The sequence below is a fragment of the Phenylobacterium montanum genome, from assembly GCF_018135625.1.
Taxonomy (GTDB): Bacteria; Pseudomonadota; Alphaproteobacteria; order Caulobacterales; family Caulobacteraceae; genus Poindextera; species Poindextera montana.
In genome coordinates this window covers 613,644-636,126 of the sequence record NZ_CP073078.1, presented here as the reverse complement: position 1 = coordinate 636,126, position 22,483 = coordinate 613,644, and the positions used below count along the sequence as shown (strand labels likewise).

The 22,483-nt window shown below is 66.7% G+C and carries 13 protein-coding genes; 8 read left to right on the top strand and 5 right to left on the bottom strand.

All coding sequences use genetic code 11. The features are described 5' to 3' along the window. The first annotated feature begins 86 nt into the window (after positions 1-86). The 7 genes from KCG34_RS02875 to KCG34_RS02845 all read left to right on the top strand — a co-directional run bounded on the left by KCG34_RS02875 (position 87) and on the right by KCG34_RS02845 (position 9,908). Positions 87-1,433: a glutamine synthetase family protein gene (locus tag KCG34_RS02875; protein ID WP_211938898.1), complete on the top strand. Its 1,347-nt coding sequence runs from the start codon at positions 87-89 to the stop codon at positions 1,431-1,433. Positions 1,434-1,435: 2 nt separating this feature from the next. Next, complete coding sequence (locus tag KCG34_RS02870; RefSeq protein ID WP_211938897.1) at positions 1,436-2,716, top strand: NAD(P)/FAD-dependent oxidoreductase; 1,281 nt, start codon at positions 1,436-1,438, stop codon at positions 2,714-2,716. 17 nt (positions 2,717-2,733) lie between these two features. Next, positions 2,734-4,689: an NAD(P)-binding protein gene (locus KCG34_RS02865; protein WP_211938896.1), complete on the top strand. Its 1,956-nt coding sequence runs from the start codon at positions 2,734-2,736 to the stop codon at positions 4,687-4,689. Positions 4,690-4,700: 11 nt separating this feature from the next. Then, positions 4,701-6,701: an amidohydrolase gene (locus KCG34_RS02860; RefSeq protein WP_211938895.1), complete on the top strand. Its 2,001-nt coding sequence runs from the start codon at positions 4,701-4,703 to the stop codon at positions 6,699-6,701. A 74-nt stretch (positions 6,702-6,775) separates the two neighbouring features. Continuing rightward, entirely contained in the window at positions 6,776-7,150 is a 375-nt protein-coding gene (locus tag KCG34_RS02855; RefSeq protein ID WP_249138193.1) for a c-type cytochrome, read from the top strand. A 2-nt stretch (positions 7,151-7,152) separates the two neighbouring features. After that, positions 7,153-7,608, top strand: a complete 456-nt coding sequence (locus KCG34_RS02850; protein WP_211938894.1) for a (2Fe-2S)-binding protein — start codon at positions 7,153-7,155, stop codon at positions 7,606-7,608. Beyond that, a complete protein-coding gene (locus KCG34_RS02845; RefSeq protein ID WP_211938893.1) occupies positions 7,605-9,908 on the top strand; it encodes a xanthine dehydrogenase family protein molybdopterin-binding subunit in 2,304 nt (767 codons plus the stop codon). The genes KCG34_RS02850 and KCG34_RS02845 overlap by 4 nt, the downstream gene beginning before the upstream one ends. 15 nt (positions 9,909-9,923) lie before the next feature. Here the strand turns inward: KCG34_RS02845 and KCG34_RS02840 are convergent, their stop codons facing one another. Together KCG34_RS02840 and KCG34_RS02835 are read right to left on the bottom strand one after the other, a co-directional pair. After that, positions 9,924-13,718, bottom strand: a complete 3,795-nt coding sequence (locus KCG34_RS02840; RefSeq protein WP_211938892.1) for a cadherin-like domain-containing protein — start codon at positions 13,716-13,718, stop codon at positions 9,924-9,926. Positions 13,719-14,005: 287 nt separating this feature from the next. After that, positions 14,006-15,397: a glutamine synthetase family protein gene (locus KCG34_RS02835; protein WP_211938891.1), complete on the bottom strand. Its 1,392-nt coding sequence runs from the start codon at positions 15,395-15,397 to the stop codon at positions 14,006-14,008. Positions 15,398-15,809: 412 nt separating this feature from the next. Here KCG34_RS02835 and KCG34_RS02830 point away from each other — a divergent pair, with 412 nt between their 5' ends. Continuing rightward, the gene (locus KCG34_RS02830) at positions 15,810-18,338 is read left to right on the top strand and encodes a TonB-dependent receptor (protein ID WP_211938890.1); all 2,529 of its coding nucleotides are present in this window, start codon (positions 15,810-15,812) and stop codon (positions 18,336-18,338) included. 67 nt (positions 18,339-18,405) lie between these two features. On the opposite strand, the gene KCG34_RS02825 is transcribed toward KCG34_RS02830, so the two are convergent. The 3 genes from KCG34_RS02825 to KCG34_RS02815 form a co-directional block, all read right to left on the bottom strand. Then, positions 18,406-20,340: an FAD-dependent oxidoreductase gene (locus KCG34_RS02825; protein ID WP_211938889.1), complete on the bottom strand. Its 1,935-nt coding sequence runs from the start codon at positions 20,338-20,340 to the stop codon at positions 18,406-18,408. A 116-nt stretch (positions 20,341-20,456) separates the two neighbouring features. Next, entirely contained in the window at positions 20,457-21,287 is an 831-nt protein-coding gene (locus KCG34_RS02820; RefSeq protein WP_211938888.1) for an HTD2 family dehydratase, read from the bottom strand. After that, positions 21,284-22,474 (bottom strand): amidohydrolase family protein, encoded by a 1,191-nt coding sequence (locus tag KCG34_RS02815; RefSeq protein WP_211938887.1) that lies wholly within the window; start codon positions 22,472-22,474, stop codon positions 21,284-21,286. Before KCG34_RS02815 ends, KCG34_RS02820 begins: the two co-directional genes overlap by 4 nt. Positions 22,475-22,483 lie beyond the last annotated feature (9 nt).

The following is a 22,483-nucleotide window of genomic DNA, read 5'->3' as shown; positions in this document are numbered from 1 at the left end:
TTGCGGGCGATGACTCGACCCCGCTTGACGCACCCCCGGGGGACAGGCGATCTTACTGCTATCACAAATCACCGAGCGCCTCCCCCATGTCCGAGTTGAAGAAGTGGATCGAGCAGCGGGGGATCAGCGAAGTCGAATGCCTGATTCCCGACATGAACGGGGTGCTGCGCGGCAAGGTGCTGCCGGCCGCCAAGCTGGTGCAGGCTGAGACCGACGCCTCGCTGCGCCTGCCCTCCAGCGTGTTCGCCGTCACCGTGACCGGCGAATATGCCGACACCGACGATGAGGACGAGGCCTATTCCGACCCGGACATGGTCCTGCACCCGAATGCAGACACCCTGCGCGTAGCCCCGGGCTTCAAGACCCCGACGGCCTACGTGTTCGCCGACGCGCATCACAGCGACGGCTCGCCCTGGGCCTCTTCGCCTCGTCAGGTGCTGCAGCAGGTGATGAAGCTCTATGCCGAGCGGGGGTGGAAGCCGATCGTGGCGCCGGAGCTGGAATTCTACCTCACCGCCCTCAATCCCGATCCCGACCTGCCCCTGACCCCGCCCACCGGCCGTTCGGGTCGGGCCGAGACCTCGCCGCAGCCCTATGGCCTGGAAGCCATCACCGAGTACGAGGACCTGATCGAGACCATCTACGAATATTCCGAGGCCGCCCAGCTCGACGTGGACACCATGATCCACGAGAGCGGCACCGCCCAGCTGGAGGTCAATTTCCTGCACGGCGAGCCGGTGCGCCTGTCCGACCAGGTCCTGGTGTTCAAGCGCATTGTGCGCCAGGTGGCCCTCAAGCACGGCGTCTACGCGACCTTCATGGCCAAGCCGATGGAGAACCAGCCCGGCAGCGCCATGCACCTGCACATCTCGATGAACAGCACCGCCAGCGGCGTGAACCTGTTCGCCGACGACGCCGGCGCCGACAGCCAGATGTTCCGCCACTTCGTCGGCGGGCTGCAGAAATACCTGCCCGAGATCTCGCCCCTGTTCGCGCCCAATGTGAACTCGTTCCGCCGCATGCGGCCCAGCCACTCGGCGCCGATCAACGTGCAGTGGGGCTATGACAACCGCTCTTGCGGCCTGCGCGTGCCGATCTCGGACCGGGAGAACCGGCGGATCGAAAACCGCCTGCCGGGCGCGGACGCCAATCCCTACCTGGCCATCGCCGCGGCCCTGATCGCCGGCTATCTGGGCATGGAGCAACAGATCGAGCCCAGCGCCCAGGCGACCGGCAACGCCTACCACTACGCCCGCACCCTGCCCAAGACGCTGGAAGAGGCGCTGGAGCGGTTCAACGCCTGCGAGCCGGTCAAGGAACTGCTTGGCCAGTACTTCTTCCGCGCGTTCACCACCATCAAGCAGGCCGAGCTGGAGGCGTTCCAGGGCGTGATCAGTTCGTGGGAACGCGACCACCTGCTGCTCAAGGTCTGACCATGGGCTTCAACCAGTCCCTGAACATGGACCGGTCGTACTATGTGGCGACCGCCCACGACGCCCCAAGCCACCCGCAGCTGACGGGCGAGACCGAGGCCGATCTGGTGGTGGTCGGCGGCGGGGCCACGGGCCTGTCGGCCGCCCTGCATGCGGCCGAGGCCGGGCTTAGCGTTGTGCTGCTGGAAGGCGGCCGAATCGGCTGGGGCGCCTCGGGCCGCAACGGCGGCCAGATGATCCCCGGGCTGCGCAAGGGCGCGCTGGAACTGATTCAGGCCTACGGCCGCGAGCGGGCCCAGGCCCTGTTCCACACCGCCCTGGAAGCCCGCGATCTGGTGGGCGATTTGATCCGCAAGCACGCGATCGACTGCGATCTGGTCGAGGCCGGGCATCTCCTGGGCGCGGTCAAGGCCGGCGACATCGGCCATCTCGAGGACGAGGTGCGCTGCCTGGCCGAGGTGATGGGCTATCGCGACGCCGAATTCCTGACCGCCGACCAGGCCCGCGCCCACGTCGACACCCCCTATGCCGCAGGCCTGCTGGACAGGCGCGGCGGCCATTTCCACACCCTGAACTTCACCCTCGGCCTAGCGCGGGCGGCCACGAGCGCCGGCGTGCGCATCTTCGAGCGATCGGTGGCGACGAGCCTGAAGCAGGACGGCAAGGTGCGGATCGGCACGGCCCAGGGCGGTGTCACCGCCCGGCACGCCATCCTGGCCGGCGACGCCCTCCTGACCGGCCTGATGGGTCGGGTGAACAGCCGCATCATGCCGGTGGCCAACTATGTGGTGGCGACCGAGCCACTGGCCGAGATCGAGACGCTGATCCCGACCAATGTGGCCGTGTCCGACACCCGCTTCGTGGTCAACTACTACCGGCGCACCGCCGACGGCCGGATCCTGTTCGGCGGCGGCGAGCGCTACACCCCCGATCCGCCGCGAGACATGGCCGCCTTCACCCGTCCGCACCTGGAGGGGACCTTCCCCCAGCTGAAAGGCGTCAAGATCGACTACGCCTGGGGCGGGCTGGTTTCGGTCACCACCAGCCGTCTGCCGCATGTCGGCCGCCAGGGCGAGGTGCTGTTCGCCCATGGCTATTCCGGCATGGGCGCCATCCTCTCGACTCTGGGCGGCAAGCTGATGGTCGAGGCGATCGGCGGCAACGCCAGCCGCTTCGACCTCTTCGCCGGGGTCGAGCCCATGGCTTTCCCGGGCGGCATGGCCCTGCGCGGGCCGCTGCACGTGCTGGGCATGCTCTGGTACGCCCTGCGAGACCGGCTGTGACGCGCAGAGGAGGAGCCATGGGCGGCGGCCGGGAGCGAGACAAGGCGCTGGGCATGGACCGCCCTATCGACCGCCGCGATTTCCTGAACGGGGTCGCGGTCGCGGTCGGCGCGCTCGGGACCGGCGCCCTCGCCGGCGGCCCGGCCTTGGCCCAGGCCGGGATAGCCTGGCCACAGGACCAACTGGGCTACTACCCGCCGAACCTGACCGGCCTGCGCGGCAGCCATCCAGGCAGCTTCGAGCCCGCCCACGCCCTGCGCGACGGCGCCTTCTGGCAGGGCCAGGGCGCGCCGCAGGACACTACCGAACGCTATGACCTGGTCATCGTCGGCGGCGGCATCAGCGGACTTTCGGCCGCCTGGTTCTATCGCCAGGCCAGGCCGTCGGCGCGCATCCTGATCCTGGACAATCACGACGACTTCGGCGGCCACGCCAAGCGCAATGAATACCGCCTGGACGGCAAGCTGCACCTGATGAACGGCGGCACGCTGGAGATCGACAGCCCCCGCCCCTACAGCCCGGTCGCCGACGGCCTGCTGAAATCCCTCGGCGTCGAGCCCGAGGCTCTGGCCAAGGCCTGCGACCGGCCGCAAGTCTATGAAAGCCTGGGCCTGAAGCGGGCGATTTTCTTCGACAAGGAGACCTTCGGCGAGGACCGGCTGGTGGCCGGCGACCCCAGCGAGGACGACGAGTCGGCCAGCGCCGAGACCTGGCGCGCCTTCCTGGCCCGCTGCCCGCTGTCGCCGACCGCGCAGAGCGAGATCCTGCGCATCGAGACGGCCGAGACCGACTACCTGCCGGGCCTGTCGTCGGACGAGAAGAAGGCTCGGCTGTCGCGCCTCAGCTACCGCGACTTCCTGCTGGCCATCGTCAAGGCCGATCCCAGCGTCATTCCGTTCTATCAGGCCCGCACCAATGACGAGCAGGGCGTGGGTATCGACGCCCTGTCGGCGCTGGACTGCTGGGCCTTCGGCCTGGCGGGGTTCCAGGGCCTGGGGCTGAAGCCAGGCTCGGCGCCGCACATGGGCTTCACGCCGGCCGGCTATGCCGACGGCGGCTCCTACAAGTTCCACTTCCCGGACGGCAACGCCAGCATCGCCAGGCTGCTGGCGCGCAAGCTGGTCCCCGCCGCCCTGCCCGGCCAGGACGCCCAGGACATTGTCACCGCCAGGTGCGACTACGCCCAGCTCGACAAGCCGGACAATCCGGTGCGCATCCGCCTCTCCAGCATCGTGGTTCGGGCCCGCAATGTCGGTGAACCGGCCACGTCCACCGGAGTCGAGCTGGCCTATGTCCGGGGCGGCAAGCTCTACAGCGTGCGCGCCGGGGCCTGCGTCATGGCTTCGTGGAACATGATGATCCCCTATATCTGCCCGGAACTTCCCGAGACGCAGAAGGCGGCGCTGCACGAGCTGGTCAAGACGCCGCTGATCTACACCACCGTGGCGCTGCGCAACTGGACCGCTTTCCACAAGCTCGGCTTTCGCCGCGCCTACGCCCCCGGGGCCTACTACTGCTCGGTGGGCCTGAATGCGGCGGTCGACATCGGCGCGTACAAGGCCGAGCGCTCGCCCGAGCGGCCGATCCTGGTCCACCTGACGCGCACCCCCTGCGTCCCCGGCCTGCCGGAAATGGACCAGAACCGCGCCGGGCGGGCCGAGATCCTGGGGACCTCGTTCGAGACCTTCGAGCGCAATACCCGCGACCAGCTGGCGCGCGTCCTGAGGCCGGCTGGATTCGATCCGGCGCGCGACATCCTGGGAATCACGGTCAACCGCTGGCCGCACGGTTATGCGCCCGAATTCAACCCGCTGTTCGATGAGGACCTGCCCACCGAACGGCAGCCCAATGTGATCGGCCGCGCCCGTTTCGGCCGCATCGTCATCGCCAATTCCGACTCCGGACGCGGCGCCTATACCGACATCGCCATCGACCAGGCCCACCGGGCGGTCGGCGAGCTTCTGGCCCTTTGATGCGGAGCCCCATGCTGCCTCTTCGCTGCACGACCGCCCTCGCCGCCCTACTCCTGGCCGGCGCCGCTTCGGCCGCCCCGGCCGACCTGATCGTCAAGAACGGCCGAATCCATACGGTCGATCCGGCTCGGCCGGAGGCCCAGGCCCTGGCGGTCAGCGGCGGCAAGATCGTCTATGTCGGCGACGAGGCCGGGGCGGCGGCTTTCGCCGGCCCCAAGACGCAGATCGAGGACCTGCACGGCCGGCGGGTGCTGCCAGGGTTGGTCGACGCCCATATCCATCCCTTGGACACCGTGCAGTTCGACACCTGCGACCTGAAAAGCCAGGCGATGAGCCTGGCCGAGCTCTCCGCCTTCGTGAAGGACTGCGTCAGCCGCTACCACATCGCTCCGGGGCAATGGCTGAACGTCGAGCAGTGGAACTTTTCCAACGGCAACCAGCCGGACCCGGCCCACCCTACCCTGCGCGCGGCCCTGGACCAGGCGGCGGGCGACCGGCCGATCCAGCTGAAGGGCAACGACGGGCATCACGGCGGCTTCAACAGCGCGGCCCTGGCCCTGGCGCGTAACGCCAAAGGCCAGACCGTGGGCTTCAGCAAGGCGACTCTGGCCGGGGACTTCGCCGCCTATGGCAAGCTGATCGGGGTCGACGCCGCCGGCGAGCCCAATGGCGGCGTTAACGAGGATGCTCGCTCGGCCATGGGCCTGGCCGACGTGGCGGTCGGCAATGTCCAGGCCGTGATCGCCGAACCGGAAAAGGTGATGCAGGTCCTGAACGGCGACGGCATCACTGCTGTCCAGGACGCCATGGTCACCCCCAGCATGTACGCCTTCTACGACAAGCTGCAGGCGCGGGGGACGCTGACCGTGCGCGCAACCCTGGCGCAATACTATGACCCCGACGCCCACCGGCTGGCCGACGGCCGCGTCGACTATGACGGTCTGGTGGCCGAGGCGCTGAAGGTGAAGGCGAAATATTCCGCCAACCCCTTGATCCGCGCCGACGCGGTCAAGCTGTTCGCCGACGGCGTGCTGGAGGGCGATCCCAATGCCGTGCCCCCGACCGCGCCAGAATCCCCGTCTCTGAAGCCCTATCTGCAGCCGATTTTCGGCAAGGACGCCAAGGGCGAGATGACCGTGAAGGGCTATGTCGACCTGGACAGCCCCGCCTGCCATGCGGTTCAGGCCGCGCCACAGCGTTATGACGACGCCTCTGCGGCCAGCGACTTCCTCAAGGCCAACGGCTTCCACCCGGCCCAATGCTTCGCGACCAGCGGAAAGCTGCAACACGATCCCGAGGTGATCGCCGAATACCTGAAGCGGATGCACCTGGCCGGCTTCACCCTGCACGTCCACGCCATTGGCGACCGGGCGATCAAAACGACCATCGACGCCATCGAGGCCGCGCGCGCCGCTGACGGGAACGCCAGCCGGCCCGACACCATCGCTCACCTGCAACTGCCCGCGCCCGAGGATATCGCCCGCATCGGCAAGGACCACCTGTTCGTGGCCTTCACCTATGCCTGGGCCTATACCGACCCGGAATACGACCTCTCGGTGATCCCGTTCGTCGACCGGGTCAAAGACGGCTCCTACGCCGCCCTGCACGACCCGGCGAACGACTACGAGCGTGATGCCTATCCCGTTCGGTCGATCAAGGCGGCGGGCGGGGTCCTGGCGGCAGGCTCGGACGCCCCGGTCGACACCCGGGATCCACGCCCCTTCATAAACATGCAGATGGCTGTGACCCGGGCGCAGCCCGGCCTGCCGGCCCTGAACCCCAAGGAGTCCATCACCCTGCCCGAGGCGATCGAAGCCTATACCCTGGGCGGCGCCCGCGCCTTGGGCCGTCAAGATGAGTTCGGTTCGCTCAGCCTCGGCAAGTCGGCCGACTTCATCGTGCTCGACCAGGACATTCTCGGCGTCCCGATCGACAAGGTCGGCCAGACCAAGGTGCTGCAGACCTGGTTCATGGGGCGCAAGGTGTTCGAACGTCCCGCCACCACGCAATAAAAAGACTCGCCCGACCGGACCGCCTGCGACAACACTCGCCCCTACGTCCCAGCTTACCCTCTGGAGGAATCGCCGTGCTTCGCCGAACCACCCTCGCCATCCTGGCCATAGCCTTCGCCCTGCCGGCAGTGGCCCAGGCCGCCGGCGATCCCGCCAAGGGCGCGACCCTGTTCAAGCAGCGCTGCGGCATGTGCCATGTGAACACGGCTGGGGCTACGCCGACAGCCGCCCCCAACCTGTTCGGGGTGGTGGGGCGCAAGGCGGCCTCGACCAGCTTCAACTATTCGGACGCCCTGAAAGCCTCGGGCCTGACCTGGACTCCGGCCAATATCGACAGTTTCATCACCGCTCCGAACAAGAAGGTGCCCGGCACGCGCATGGTGATCAGCGTGCCGGCGGCCCCGGACCGGGCCGACCTGATCGCCTATCTCCAGACGCTGAAGAAATAGCCATGACCAAGGTGATCGTGAACGGAGAGACGCGGGTCTTCGAAGGCGAAGCCGACATGCCTCTGCTCTGGTGGCTGCGTGACGAACTCGGCCTGATGGGGACCAAATTCGGCTGCGGCGAGTCGCTCTGCGGGGCCTGTACGGTGCATCTGGAGGGGGCTGCGGTCAGGGCCTGCCAGACCCCGGTGAGCGCCGCCGACGGGCTTCACGTCACCACGATCGAGGGGCTGTCGGCCAAGGGCGATCACCCCTTGCAGATCGCCTGGCAGGATCTGGGCGTGCCGCAGTGCGGCTTCTGCCAGGCCGGCCAGATCATGCAGGCGGCGGCGCTCTTGAAGGACGTGCCGCATCCGACCGATGCGGACATCGACGGGACCATGGCCGGCAATATCTGCCGTTGCGGGACCTATCCGCGCATCCGAGCGGCGATCAAGCAGGCGGCGGGGGTCAAGGCATGAACAAGCTGGTCTCGTCCCGGGCACTGCCCGACCTGGAGAACCTGAGCCGCCGTGGCGTCCTGATGGGCCTTGGCGGCGGCCTGGTGCTGGCTGTGGGCCTGAAGGGGCGCGCCTTCGCCGACGATCCGCCGAAATACGGCGCCGACGGCGACGACAATGGTTGGCGCGACGATCCGCGGCTGTTCATCGCTATCGGCGAAGACGGCCAGGTCACCCTGACCACTCACCGCCAGGAGATGGGCCAGGGCATCAAGACCAGCCTCGCCCTGGTGCTGGCCGACGAACTGGAGGCCGACTTCGCCCGCGTGAAGGTGGTCCAGGCCGACGGCGACGAAGCGAAGTACGGCAACCAGGACACCGACGGCTCGCGCAGCATGCGCCACTATTTCGGCCCCATGCGCCGCGCCGGCGCCGCCGCGCGGACCATGCTTGAGCAGGCCGCCGCCACCAAATGGGGCGTGCCCGCGATCGAGGTCCGAGCCGAGAACCATGCCGTCGTCCACTCACCGACCGGCCGCCGCCTGGGCTATGGCGAACTGGCCAAGGCCGCGGCGCAGTATCCGATTCCTGCGCGCGAGAGCCTGAAGCTGAAGTCTCCGGCGGCCTTCCGCTATGTCGGCAAGGACGTGATCTCGGGCGTCGACCGGGCCGACATCGTCACCGGCAAGGCGGTCTATGGGGGCGATGTGCGCCCCGAGGGCTGCGTCTATGCCGTGGTCGCCCGTCCCCCCGTGGTCGGTGGGACCGTGGCCAGTTACGACGCCGCCGAGACCATGAAGGTGCCGGGCGTGCTGAAGGTGGTGACCATCGCCCCGCCGCGCGAGGGCCCGCCCTTCCAGCCGCTGGGCGGGGTAGCCGTGGTGGCGAAGAACACCTGGGCGGCGATCAAAGGCCGCAAGGCGCTGAAGGTCACCTGGAACGACGGCGCCAACGCCACCTATGAAAGCAAGGCCTTCCGCTCCGAACTCGAGGCCTCGGCCCGCAAGCCCGGCAAGGTGATCCGCGATGTCGGCGACATCGACAAGGGCCTAGCCGGCGCGGCCAAGCGGGTGACGGCGGAATACTACCTGCCGCACCTAGCCCATGCCTCGATGGAGACCCCCACCGCCACGGTCCGGGCCAGGCCGGGCGGCGGCTGGGAGGCCTGGGCCCCTGTGCAGGCGCCGCAGGTGACCCGCGAAGTGGTCGCCTTCGCCCTGGGAGGCAAGGCCGAGGACATCACGGTCCACGTCACCCTCCTGGGCGGCGCCTTCGGCCGCAAGTCCAAGCCCGACTTCGTGGTCGAGGCGGCGCTGCTGTCCAAGGCCATGGATGGCGCGCCGGTCAAGGTGACCTGGACCCGCGAGGACGACATCCAGCACGACTACTACCACACGGTCTCGTTGGAGCGCCTCGAGGCCGGGCTGGACGCCAAGGGCAAGGTCGCCGCCTGGCGGCACCGCACCTGCGCCTCGACCATCAGCTCGACCTTCGGCCCCGACCCCAAGCAAGAGTCCGACGACGAACTCGGCATGGGCGCGACCAACCTGCCGCTGGATATTCCGGTGATGCGGCTGGAGAACCCGCAAGCAGCCTCACACGCTCGGATCGGCTGGTTCCGCTCGGTCTCCAACGTCCCGCACGCCTTCGCCGTGCAGTCCTTCATCGCCGAGTTGGCGCACGAAACCGGCCGGGACCCGAAGGACTTCCTGCTGGAGGTGATCGGCGCGCCGCGCAAGGTCGACCCCAAGGGCCTGAACGACACCTTCAACTATGGCGAAGACCCCGCCCTCTATCCGATCGACACCGGGCGGCTGCGCGCCGTGATCGAGCGGGCGGCCAAGGAGATCGGCTGGGGCCGGACCCTGCCCAAGGGCCGCGGCCTGGGCATCGCCGGTCACTACAGCTTCGTCACCTACACGGCCTGCGCCATGGAGGTCGAGGTGGCGCCGGACGGGACGCTGCAGGTGATCCGGGCAGACGTGGCCGTGGATTGCGGCGCGGTGGTCAATCCCGACCGGGTTCGCTCCCAGGCCGAGGGCTCGGTGATCATGGGCGTCAGCCTGGCCCAGGGCGGCGAGGTCAGCTTCAAGGACGGCCGCGCCCAGCAGGGCAATTTCGACAGCTTCCCGGTGACGCGTATCGACGGCGCGCCCAAGGATATCCGCGTGCATATCCTGGGCGGCTCGTTCGATCAGCCGCTGGGAGGCGTCGGCGAGCCCTGCCTGCCGCCTGTGGCGCCGGCCCTGACCAACGCCATCTTCGCCGCGACCGGCAAGCGCATCCGCGACCTGCCGATCGGACCGAAGATCAAGGTGTGAAGACCGCCGCCGACCTCAGTGGGTGAAGCCGACCGTGCTGTGGATCAGCATTGACTTGTTGATGCCCAGGAGCGTGATCTGGTCGCCGTTCGAGAAGCTGATCTCGGTGTTGTAGCCGACATTGGTCAGGGTCGGCGTATAGCCGTGGTCCAGATAGGCCGAGAGGTCGATGACGTCGTGGCCACGGAAGCCGACCACAGTGTCGTGGCCGGTCCCGGGCTTGAACACGAAGGTGTCCGTGCCCGAGCCGCCGGTGAGGGTGTCGTTGCCGCCCCCCGCGACCAGGACATCGTTGCCGCTATTGGCGGTGATGTGGTCGCCATAGGCGTTGGCCGTGCCCGTCACGTTGGCGCTGCCGGTCAGCACCAGGGTCTTGGCGCCCAGGCCGACCAGCGAATAGCTGAACGCCGAGTCCACGGTCTGGGCCGAGCCGATATTGTGGTCGCTGGAACTGGTCGCGACATGGACGGAGCTGGCGGCCTGGGACTCCATCGGCGCCCCGGTCGAGGACGAAGTGGCGCCGACCGTCGCAGTGCTGGTCCCTGAGCCGACATTGATCGTCACCAGCGTGCCCGAGCCGCTGCCGAGTGAATCGCTCGGCGTGTATTTGAACGTGTCGACGCCGGTGAAGCCGGCATTGGGCGTGTAGATGAACGACCCGTTCGCATCCAGGGTCAACGTCCCGTGGGTCGGCCCGACGGTCAGCGCCGCGTCGAGCCGCAAGCCATTGTGGTCGACGTCATTGGCCAGCACCCCCTGGATCGCCGAGATGTTCAGGGTCTTGCCGGTGGTCGCCGAGTAGGTGTCGGCCGCGCCCGCCGGCGCGCTGGAGGCGACGGTCAGATTGACGGTCGTCACCTGGCCCGAGGCTTGGCCGTCGCTGGCGACATACTTGAAGCTGTCGGCCCCGACATAGCCGGCGTTCGGCGTATAGACGAACGAACCGTTCGCATTCAGCGTCAGGGTCCCGTGGGCTGGGCCGCTTCCGGACAGCGACGCGCTAAGTGTCAGGCCGTTGGGATCCGTGTCGTTGGCCAGAACGCCTGCGGAGGCGGACTCGGTCAGGGCAGAGCCCGCTTGCGCGGTATAGTAGTCGGTATGCGAAAGCGGCGGCGCAGCCGTCACCTTGAGGCCGATGGTCACCGGCGCGGAGGTGGTGGCGCCGTCGCTGGCGACATAGGTGAAGCTGTCCGTGCCGATGTAGCCGGCGGTCGGCGTGTAGGTGAAGGTCCCGTCCGCGTTCAGGGTCAAGGTCCCGTGAGCCGGCCCGCCGTTGGCCACAAGCGAGGCCGTCATCGTCAACCCGTTGCTGTCGGTGTCGAACGACAGGACGCCATTGGTCGTGGTGGTCGTGAGCGAGGAGCCCTGACGCACGGAGTAGGCCGCCGTATGGGTGACGATCGGCGTCGCGGCCACGTTCAGCGTCACGGTGGTGGCGGTCCCGGCGGAAAGGCCGTCGCTGGCGATGTAGGTGAAGCTGTCCGTGCCGGCATAACCCGCAGTCGGGGTGTAGGTGAACGACCCGTCCGCGTTCAGCGTCAGGGATCCGTGCTGCGGGCCCCCGTTGGCCGCCAGGCTCGCCGTCAGGGTGAGCCCGTTATTGTCGACATCATTGGCCAGCACGCCCTGGGCCGCCGATTCGGTGATCGAGGCGCCGGTCTTCACGCCGTAGGCGTCGGCATGGCTGGTCGGGGCGGTCGAGCCCACGTTCAGCGTCACGGTGGTCGCCGCGCTGGAGCCAAGGCTGTCCTTGGCGACGTAGGTGAAGCTGTCGGTTCCGCTGTAGCCGGCGGTCGGGGTGTAGGTGAAGGAGCCGTCGGCGTTGAGCGTCAAGGTCCCGTGCTGCGGGCCGCCATTGGTCGCCAGGCTCGCCGTCAGGGCGAGACCGTTGTTGTCGGCGTCGTTGGCGAGCACACCCTGGGCCGCGCTTACCGTGAGCGCCGCGCCCGCCTTGGCGGAATAGGTTTCGGTGACCGCAGATGGCGCTGTCGCGCCCACCGTCAAGGTGACGGTGGTCGCAGTTCCAGTGCTCGAGCTGTCCTTGGCGATGTAGGTGAAGCTGTCCGTCCCCGCGTAGCCCGCGGTCGGGGCATAGGTGAAGGAGCCGTCCGCGTTGAGCGTCAACGTTCCGTGCTGCGGCCCGCCATTGGCGGCCAGGGCCGCCGTCATGGTCTGGCCGTTGTTGTCGGTGTCGTTGGCCAGCACGCCCTGGGCGGCGCTGACCGTCAGGGCGTGACCCGCCGAGGCCTGATAGCTGTCAGCCGCCGAGGTGGGCGGGGTCGCGGTGGGCGTGGAAGGCGCTGACGGCGCCGATTGCGGCGCGGAGGACGGCGTCGAGCTCTGGATCGAGGATGGCGGGGCGCCGTCGGCGAGGTTCAAGCTGGCCAGGCTATAGGCGCGGACATAGTCCACCTGCATCTGCGCCGATGTGAAGTCGGCCGACGGCGAGCCCGGCCAGTTGCCGCCGACGGCCAGGTTCACCAGCATGTACATCGGCTTGTTCATGTCGGCGGGCGTCGCCATGCTGGCGACCTCGACGCCATCGACATACCAGGCGAGCGTCGTCGGCGTCCAAAGCACCCCGTAGGTATGGAAGCCGGTGCTGTTGCCGGGCACGAAGGACGAAAAGCCGTTGGCGATCGCCGTTCCGCTCGAATTGACCGAGTGGGCGGTCTGAAAGACCTGCCCGCCCCCGATCTGCTCCATCACGTCCAGTTCCGGAGGCCAGCTGCCGTCCGCCGGCAGCATCCAGAAAGCAGGCCACACGCCCTGCCCAGACGGCAGTTCGGCCTTCATTTCGAAATAGCCGTAGGTCTGCGAGAACGACTTTTCCGTCGTGATCAGGCCGGAGGTATATTTGAAATTGTTCAGGACGCTGAGGTCCGCAGTCGGGGTCTTGCTGGCGGTGATGTCCAGCACGCCGTTGTTGATCGAAAACGGGTTCAGCCCAAGCGCCGTCGCGCCGCTGCCGGCGTAGCTCGGGTCGACGTAGATTTCCTGCTCGTTGTTGGGCGCCAGGGTCCGGCTCATCCAGGACAGCGCGCCGGTCTGGTTGCCGGATATGAAGCTGGTCTTCCAGGTCCCCGTCCCGGTGGCGGAATTCCACAGGCTCAGGCTGTTGAATTCGTCGTCGAAGGTCGGGGTGACGTTGGCCAGGCTCACGCTGAACCCGAAGTCGGACGCCGTCAGCGACGAGGCCAGGGTGTTGCGGATCAGGATCGCCTGTGTCGGGGACAGGGTCAGCAGGGCGTCCGAGCCCTGCTGAGTCAGGTGTGATTGCAACTGGGTGAAGTTGCTGTAGCCCGTCCCGTTCAGATTGATGATGTCGTGATTGGTTCCGCTGGCCTGGAATCCATAGATCACGTCGGTGGTCATGTTCGCGTTGAACTGGAAGAAGACGCCGCCTGAACCGGCATCCACCAGCACGTTCGAACCCGACCCCGCAATCAGGGTGTCCTGGGTCCCGCCTGAAATCATCAGGTCGTCGCCGCTGTTGCCGACCGCGGTCAGGTCGGCCTTTTCCAGCGTGATGTTGTTGACGTTCGCGACCAGCGTGTAGTTCGCCCAGGCGTACACCGTGTCAACGCCGGTGCTGGACGCCACACTGATATTTTCAGTGCTGTCCATGATGTAGAAGGTGTCGTCGCCGGTCCCGCCGATCATGGTCCCGCCGCCGTACTGGTCGCCGAACTGGGTCGGGGTGGCGGTCGCCGTCAGCGTCTGCCCGTAACCGGTCGTGTCGAGCCAGGCATGGGCGGCGGCGCTGGTGGCGACGGCTTGGCCGTTGAAATTCAGGTACACAGCCGACATCAGGGCCTCCGACGGGACGCCCGGAATTCCAGCAATTTTGGTTAAAGCAGACGTGTATCGACGTCACTAATTGGAATTAAGCATACACCGAAGGTTGATCCCGATCGCAATTATGGCGACCCAACAAGTATTCGGCGCCAGAATACCACTTCCTGTCGGATTTGGGCGGCCGGTAACCTCAACAGCGATTCACCACGTTGCTTCAAAGGCCTTCGATCGGCATGGCGGCCGGTCGCATAGCGCGACCGGCTTTCTGTGATCACAAATACCGAGCGTTCGGCGCTGGCCTAGACGTTCAGCAACAGGAATTCCCGCTCCCAGGGGCTGATCACGCGCATGAAGGTCGCGAATTCGGCCCGTTTGACCGCCGCATAGGTGGTGACGAAGGTGCGGCCGAATATCTCGCCCAGTTCCTCGGTCTCTTCGAACAGGTTGACCGCTTCCAGCAAGCCGGCCGGCAGGTCGAATTCGTCGGTTTCGGCCATGCCGTTCACCGGTTCGCTGGGCGACAGCGCCTCGACCAGACCCAGATAGCCGCAGGCCAGGGAGGCCGCCAGAGCCAGGTAGGGATTGGCGTCCGACGACGGCACCCGGTTCTCAATCCGCCGGTTGGACGGCGACGACGGCGGGATTCGCAGGCCTGTGGTGCGATTGTCATAGCCCCACTGCACGTTCACCGGCGCCGAGGCGCCCTTGACCAGGCGCCGATAGGAATTGACGTAGGGCGCCAGGATGCAGGTCACCGCCGGGACATAGCGCTGGTGCCCGCCCAGGAAGTTGAAGAAAGCCTGGGTCGGCCTCCCCTCCTCGTCACTGAAGATGTTCTTGCCGGTCTCCTGCGACAGCACCGACTGGTGAACGTGCATGGCCGAGCCCGGCTCGTGTGCGATCGGCTTGGCCATGAAGGTGGCGTAGATGTCGTGCGCTAGGGCGGCTTCCCGGATCGTGCGCTTGAGCAGGAACACCTGGTCGGCCAGCACCAGCGGATCGCCGTGGCGCAGGTTGATCTCCATCTGCGCTGCGCCTTCCTCATGGATCAGGGTGTCGACCTCCAGCGCCTGGGCCTCGGCGAAGGCGTAGATGTCTTCGAAGATGGCGTCGAACTCGTTGACCGCCGAGATCGAATAGGAGCGGCGGCCGGCCTCCGCCCGCCCGGAGCGGCCGATCGGCGGCTCCAGCGGATAGTCGGGGTCGGTGTTGCGCTTGACCAGGTAGAATTCCAGCTCGGGCGCCACCACCGGCTCCCAGCCCTTGTTGCGGTATAGATCCAGCACCCGCCTCAGCACCTGGCGCGGCGCGATCTCGACCGGTCGGCCATCGCGGTAGTAGGCGTCGTGGATCACCTGCGCGGTCGGCTCCGGCGCCCAGGGCACGTCGCACAGGCTGGAGAAGTCGGGCCTCAGCTCCAGATCGCCGTCTGAGGGATCGAAGCGGAAGTCGCCGTTTTCTTCGGGATATTCCCCCGAGATAGTCTGCATGAAGATCGACGAGGGCAGCGCCATCGCCGTGTCCTCGAAGAACTTGGAGGCGGGCATGATCTTGCCGCGGGCGACGCCGGCGAGGTCCGGGACAAGGCACTCGACTTCGGTCACCCCGCGGGCGTAGGCCCAAGCCTTAGCTTCCGCGACATTGGTGATGGGCGTCGTCTCTTCGGCGACGCGGTTCTTTTTCTTGGCCATTTTCAATTCACTGAATTTATTTGTTTTTGCAACGCAAGGAGCGTCGCGAGCGGTATGCTGAAGTGGATTTTGGGCGCTAATCGTCGGGCGCGCAGCGGTGCTGGCGCCGCCAGATTCGACATATCGAGCCGACTGTTGCGAAATCCGAAGCTGACGACGCCTGACGGGCCACCGCCTTGAGCGGCGCGCGTGCGGAGCGTCTCGATGGTGCGTCTTGGCGCATGCAAGGGGCGGCGTTGACGGCCGGCCCCGGAGATCCTGTTCAGCCTGCGGAGAAATGCATCATAGCCTGAACAGCAGCCCGGCGCCAGTTGGCGCAGAGATCACAGTCGCAAAATATGTGATCACAGAGACTTGACCGATGGCCGGAGCCATACCAACGTCACCCCGCCATAAGGAGGGGACTCCACGCATGCCTCGAAATTCCGCCCTACGCCGCCTGTTGCTGGCGACCACCGCCTTCGCCGCCCCGATGGTCTGCGGCGCCGCGGCCTTCGCCCAGACCGCCGCACCGGCGCCTGCCAAGGCCAAGCCTCAAGACACCACGGAAATTATCGTCACCGCCACGCGTCAATCCCAGGCGCTGAGCAAGGTCCCCCTGAGCGTCAGCGCGTTCACGGCGGCCAAGATGGACATCCAGGGGGTCAAATCTTTCGCCGACCTCGCCAAATTCACCCCCGGCGTCACCTTCAACGAAGACCGCCACGACGTTTCGATCCGGGGCATCGAGTCCACCGCAGGTTCGGGCACCACCGGCATCTATATCGACGACACCCCGATCCAGATGCGCGCCCTGGGCCTGAACGCCAACAACACCCTGCCCGCCGTGTTCGACCTGCAGCGCGTCGAGGTGCTGCGGGGGCCTCAGGGCACCCTGTTCGGCGCCGGCTCGGAAGGCGGCACGGTCCGCTACATCACCACCCAGCCGAGCCTGAGCGACTTCAGCGGCATGATCCACGCCGAGGGCGCGCAGACCGAGACCGGCGCACCCAGCTACGAGTTCGGCGGCGCCTATGGCGGCCCGATCGTACAGGACAAGCTGGGCTTCCGTCTGAGCGCCTGGGGCCGCCATGACGGCGGCTGGGTCGATCGCACCGACAACAACAATGTCGGCGGCGTCGACAAGAACGCTAACCGCACAGACACCTATGTGCTGCGCGGCGCCCTGACCTGGGCGGTGACGCCGAACCTGTCGATCACGCCCTCGATGAACTACGAGAAGCGTGACCAGCACAATCACGACGAATACTGGGTTTCGACCTCCAATCCGGGGAATGGCCAGTACAACAGCGGCACGCCGGACCGGATGGCCGACAAGGACCGGTTCTATCTGCCGGCTGTGAAGATCGACTGGGACCTCGGCCCGGTGAAGCTGATCGCCAACACCTCGTACTACAACCGCCGCGAACGGGTGAATGGCTACAGCGGTACGCTGTACAACCTCTCCTATTTCGAGCACTTCACCACGGCCACCACGACCGACGAGGGCGGAAACACCATTCCCGCTCCCACCGATCCTCAGGGCGCCACGCCTGCCGGTTGCACCGGTTCCAACTACGGCCAGGTGGGCTGCATTACGGGCAATCTGCTCAACGCTAACGGCCTCAACCTGCCGGGTTTCGGGCCCTATGTTTCGACCAACTGGATCACCAACACCCAGGAGAACTTCACCCAGGAAGTCCGCCTGCAGTCGAATACTCCGGGCGCGCGCCTGACCTGGACCGCCGGTGTGTTCTACGCCCACAACAGCCAGCGCAGCACTGAAGAGATCCGCGATCAGCAGTTGAACGCTCTCTCCGAGTACCTGTGGGGCGAAGACATTCTGACCGCCTGGGGCGACACCCTGCTGCCCAATGGCGACGACTACATCAACGACACCAAGGCTCACGATCGTCAGGTGGCCCTGTTTGCCGACGCCACCTACAAGATCACCGACGCGCTGAAGCTGAATGTGGGCCTGCGCTATGCCTGGACCCACTTCGACTACCATAACATCAACGGCGGCTCTCAGGACCTGCTTTGCGGCGCCGGTGGTGTTTCGATCCCCGACAACTGCTCCGACGGAATCGTGGTCATCAACGGGCACCCCTTCAACTCTGTCAAAGGCGGAAAGGACGAGACGCCGTTCACTCCGAAGGTAAGCCTGTCCTACCAGTTCAACTCGGACGACATGGCCTATGCGACTTTCTCAAAGGGGTACCGGATCGGCGGCGCAACGCCGCCCCTCCCCGCGGCGGCGTGCGGAGGCACCTTCCCGACCGAATATAATTCCGACACGGTCACAAACTACGAGATCGGGTCCAAGGACCGTTTCTTCGATCGCAAGCTGCAGGTCTCAGGCAGCGTCTACTACATCGAGTGGAAGAACATTCAGCAGGCCATCTATGTCCCGACCTGTGGCATCCAGTTCACCGCCAACGCCGGCAACGCCGTCAGCCAGGGCTTTGACCTGCAGGGACAGTGGCAGGTTACGCCGGATTTCGACCTGGAACTGAGCGTGGGCTATACCGACGCCCACTATACCGGCAATGCGATCGAGCACGTGTCCGGGTCCCAACTCGCGGCCAAGGGCGACGTGCTGGATGTCGTCCCGTGGACCGTCACCCTTGGCGCCCAGTACAACCTGACGATCAACGACCACGACGCCTTCGTGCGGGCGGATTACGAATACAACAGCCACCGCAACAAGCCGATCCCGACGGAAGACCCGGCCAATCCCGACTTCTATGATTCCGGACTGGTTCCCAATCCCGCCTATAGCCAAATGTCGGCGCGCGCGGGCATGACGGTCGACAAGTGGGACCTGGCTTTCTACGTCAACAATCTGTTCAACGACCACCCACAGCTTAATCTGCAGCACCAGGACAACACAACGGCGCTCTATGAAGCCACCACCCTGCGCCCGCGCACCTTCGGCATCGAGCTGAACCGCAAGTTCTGAACCGAGGCGCCAGCCGCCGAGCAGATGGGCCTTCCTCCCGACGGAGGAAGGCCCTTTTGCTTGGGTGTCAGCTCAGGAGCTCGTGCACCGCTCGATAGCCCTGGTTCATGGCCACGTCGGTATAGGCGGCCATGCCGGAGTCGGAATTGGCGATGGCTATGCGGCCGAAGCGGGCGCGGCCCAGGACGTTGGGCATCTGGTCGGGCGGCGTGTCGCCATCGACAAGGGCGTTGTATTCAGGCGCATAGCCGTGCGGCCAGCGGTTGACGATGATCGCCTCAATATCCCGCGCGGGATCAAATCCGCCGGGCCCCAGGGCCCGGCCGAGCTGCTCGCGGATGTTGCGCTCGAAGGTCTCGAACGGTGTGGCCAGAAGTTCGCCGCGTCCGGCCTGGTGCTGCTCGCGCTCGTTCAGGCCCGGCATGGCCGGGGTCCGCTCCATCCGCACCAGAATCGGCTCGTCGGGCGAGCGCGGGCACTGGTAGCCGCCGATATTCACGACCGGGTTCAGGCTGAAGGATGAGTGGTAGCAGCCCGGCGAATAGACGTGCTGCACCCCCAGGGCCTGAAAGGCGGTCCAATTGCGCAGGCCGACGCTGGTGTAGACCAGCGGCGTCTTGATCAGCTTGTGCAGGGCGGCCTTCTGCCCCTCGGGCAATTCGGGGCACAGATAGGGGATCATCATGTTCCAGCTGGCCAGCACACAGTGCTTGCCGCGGACCCGCCAGACCTTGCCGCCCCGGAAATAGGCGACCTCGACTCCCTTGGAGTTGGCCGGATCGCCGATATTGCGAGCGCGCACGACGATGCTGGAGAGACGGATGCGCACCGGCGCTCCCGGCCGGTCGAGTTGGGAATAGTCGGCCTTGGCGGTGACGATGTCCTGGGCGTCGCTACCGCTCAGAGCCGCCGGGATCAGGTGGCGCACCAGCATCCGCGCGACCGAAGCGTTGCCGTCCGGATAGTGGAAATCGGGCGACCCACCCGTGGTGACGAAGCCAGCCGGGGTGTAGCCCATGCGCCGCATCGCGCCCGGCGCCAGCTTCAGCCCCGCAAAGCCGGACATGCCGACGCCCCAGCAGTCGATGGCCGAGATCGCGTCGATGCCACAGCCCCACAGGCCGTCGGTCTGGTGGCGGTAGTAGGGCACGACGCCAGGGTCGGCCTTCAGCACGTTCACCAGATAGTCCTGATAGGACATGCGCGAGAGGCGGTCCTTCTTCTCGTCGGAGGTCAGGCCCGGCATGGGATCGTCGGTCCCGGTCTCGATGCGGACGATGTCGGCCTTGACCGCGTCCGAGAGAGGGGCCTGGGCCAGGACTTCAGCAAGCTTGGCCGGGGCGGCGCTGCGGCCGAGGCCGACCACCATCTTGTCGGCGCCGAAGGTCTCCTTGTCGAAGAACACCGCGGGCTTGAGGCCCTGATAGACGCTGTTGTCGTTGCAGGTCTTGATCAGGGCCTCGGGATCGCAGCCCAGGGTCTTCATCAGGTCGGCGGCCGCGCCCTGGTAGGGGGTCGGACTTTCAATCGCCCAGGTGCCGCCGTTGAGCAGTTGCATGCGGCCGCCCAGGTGGAACTCGTTGCGCTTGGCGTGGCCGCCGAAGTCGTCGTGATTCTCCAGAATCAGGATCTTCGCGCCCTTAGGCGCCGCCTCGCGGAAGAAGTGCGCCGTCGACAGCCCGCTGATGCCGCCGCCGACCACCACGAGGTCATAGGTCTCATCGGTATCGATGATGTCCTTGTTGTGATCCCAGAAGTCGCCGTCACGCAGGGCGTGGGCGCCTTCGAACGACCCCGGATGGCTGCCGCGCAGACCGAGTTTCGTGGGCGGATAGTAGCCGACGGCATCCTGAGGCGCCGCCTCCATCGCCGCGGCGCGGGCTAAGGCCGGTGAAAGGCCGCCGGTCAAGGCGGCGCCGCTAGCGATCAGAGCGCCTTGGAGAAAATCGCGCCGTTCGATCGGCCGACCCAAGCCCAGCTCACGGTCCCGTTTGCGCGTCATCTCCGCCTCCCGCGGTCACTTGCCCAAGCGGGACGCATTGATGCAGAGACCATTGATTTGCGGAACCCGAAATCGCATTCACGTCATGGATTCTGTGATTTCAGATTGCGGAACGCCTATTCGACCTCGGCCTTCGCGGTCATCAGCCCACCGCCTTCGGAGCGCGCCGTCAGGCTGACCGTTCCGTCGTCGCCGAGATCGCCGTCGACAGTCATGGCCTGGCCGACGAAGAAGGGCCTGCGCGCGCGAAATTCGAAGGCGCGGACCCGGCGGCGCGCCTCAAGCCGCACCAGTTCTGCGAGCAGAGTCGCGGTCAAGGGGCCATGCACCACCCGCTCGGCCAGGTTCTCCTCACCTTGCGCGTAGGCCTCGTCATAGTGGATGCGGTGGCCGTTGAAGGTCAGGGCCGAATAGCGAAACAGCAGCACCGGGTCCGGTGTCAGGGCGATGCGCCAGCGGCCCGGCTGGGCCGGCTCGGCGACAGGCGGCGGCGCGGCGGGCTGCGGCGCCAGATAGACGAAATCCCGTTCCTCGTGGATGCAGAGGGCGCCGTCTTGGCGATAGTCGTGCCCGACGGTGACGAAGATCAGCTCGCCCGAGCCGCTGGTCTTGTGATCGACCTTCAGGATCTCGCGGGTCTGGCTGGCGGGCCGGCCGAGCGTCAGAGGCCGTTCGAAACGCGAGCGGCCGCCGGCGAACATGCGCCGGGGCAGTTCGATCGGGGGCATGAACCCGCCACGCCTGGGGTGGCCATCCGACCCGATCTGGCTGCGCGGAGCGGCCTCGAGGAAATAGAGCCAGTGCCACAGCGGCGGCAGTTCCTCGCCGATCGCCTGGTCCGGCCGCGCTATGTCGAGGCTGGCCTCCAGCGCCCTCGCCGGCCAGGGATCCAGCACGGCCTCAGTGGTCTCGCGCCGACCGATCCAGGCCGAGATATCCTGGCTCATGCGGCCGAGGCCTTGGCCGGATAGCGCAGATCGGCCGCCAGCCCCTCGCCCATCAGGTCGACGAAGTTGTCGCAATAAAAGCGCTGGCGAGCGCGTTCGGAGGCCGCGGCCAGGGAGTCGTCGAACCGCTTCAGGGGGTTCCGTCCGCCCTCGACGTGCGGGAAGTCGGAGGAGAACAGGGCCACCTCCTCCCCGGCATTGGCGATGATCCAGGCGGCGTCCTCGTGCGGATACGGCGTGACGCGCACCTGGCGGCGGACAATCTCGCTGGGCGGCGCCGACAGGGCCTTCAGCCGGTCCTCGTTCTTGATAAATGCGGCGGCGGCGGAATCCATGAACCGCATCCAGCCGGGGACCCAGGAGGCGCCGAGCTCGATGGCGCCGAACTTCAGCCTCGGGAAGCGGTCCAGCACGCCGTCCAGGATCAGGGCGGCCAGGGTCTGCATCACCGAATAGGGGATCGGCATGAAGCTGACCGAGGTGAAGTTTTCTTCGCCGCCGTGGAAATCCTTCACCCGCGGCTTGCCGTTGTCGAAATAGGCTGGGTTGATCTTCTGCTCGCCGCCGACATGGAACAGGATCGGCAATCCGGCCTCCTGGGCCATGGCCCAGACCGGATCCAGGCCGACATGGCTAGGCGAATGCCGGCGCGGGCAGATCGACGGGACCATGAGCGCCTTGGCGCCCAGGGCGATGGCCTCGACGGCGCAGGCGCGGGCCAGCCCGAAATCCTCCAGCGGGACGTAAGCCGTGGGCAGAAGCCGCCGGTCCACCGAGCAGAAGGCGGTCATCATCCGGTTGTGCGCCTGGGCGGCGGCATAGGCCAGCTCCAGGTCATCGCTGTGATCGAGGCCGAAATTGCCGAGGCAGAAGGTGGTGAAGACCAGCTGGCTGGCGAAGCCCAGGAGGTCCAGCGCCCGCGGCCGGTCCTCGGGCAGAAACGAGCCCAGGGCCTGGTAGTTCTTTCGCAAGAGGATGTTGGCGTCGGCATCGGCGCGGAAGCCTGGATCGGCTTGTTCCGCCCTCGCCTTCTGCGCCCAGCGCAGGTCGCCGACCTTGTGCCGGTAGTAGGGCAGATCGTGATAGCGCCCCTTGAGCCTGGGATCGAAGAAATCGTCCAGGCAGTCGTCCAGCTCCATCAGGTGGGAGTCGGCGTCGTGCACGATCCGGTCTTCCACATAGGCCATGGCGCGTCC

What these genes read in the sequence shown, in the direction of transcription:
- KCG34_RS02820 (WP_211938888.1), bottom strand. Translation starts at nt 21,287, where the DNA reads ATGAGCCAGGATATCTCGGCCTGGATCGGTCGGCGCGAGACCACTGAG.
- KCG34_RS02830 (WP_211938890.1), top strand. Translation starts at nt 15,810, where the DNA reads ATGCCTCGAAATTCCGCCCTACGCCGCCTGTTGCTGGCGACCACCGCC.
- KCG34_RS02840 (WP_211938892.1), bottom strand. Translation starts at nt 13,718, where the DNA reads ATGTCGGCTGTGTACCTGAATTTCAACGGCCAAGCCGTCGCCACCAGC.
- KCG34_RS02835 (WP_211938891.1), bottom strand. Translation starts at nt 15,397, where the DNA reads ATGGCCAAGAAAAAGAACCGCGTCGCCGAAGAGACGACGCCCATCACC.
- KCG34_RS02865 (WP_211938896.1), top strand. Translation starts at nt 2,734, where the DNA reads ATGGGCGGCGGCCGGGAGCGAGACAAGGCGCTGGGCATGGACCGCCCT.
- KCG34_RS02825 (WP_211938889.1), bottom strand. Translation starts at nt 20,340, where the DNA reads ATGACGCGCAAACGGGACCGTGAGCTGGGCTTGGGTCGGCCGATCGAA.
- KCG34_RS02875 (WP_211938898.1), top strand. Translation starts at nt 87, where the DNA reads ATGTCCGAGTTGAAGAAGTGGATCGAGCAGCGGGGGATCAGCGAAGTC.
- KCG34_RS02870 (WP_211938897.1), top strand. Translation starts at nt 1,436, where the DNA reads ATGGGCTTCAACCAGTCCCTGAACATGGACCGGTCGTACTATGTGGCG.
- KCG34_RS02850 (WP_211938894.1), top strand. Translation starts at nt 7,153, where the DNA reads ATGACCAAGGTGATCGTGAACGGAGAGACGCGGGTCTTCGAAGGCGAA.
- KCG34_RS02815 (WP_211938887.1), bottom strand. Translation starts at nt 22,474, where the DNA reads ATGGCCTATGTGGAAGACCGGATCGTGCACGACGCCGACTCCCACCTG.
- KCG34_RS02860 (WP_211938895.1), top strand. Translation starts at nt 4,701, where the DNA reads ATGCTGCCTCTTCGCTGCACGACCGCCCTCGCCGCCCTACTCCTGGCC.
- KCG34_RS02845 (WP_211938893.1), top strand. Translation starts at nt 7,605, where the DNA reads ATGAACAAGCTGGTCTCGTCCCGGGCACTGCCCGACCTGGAGAACCTG.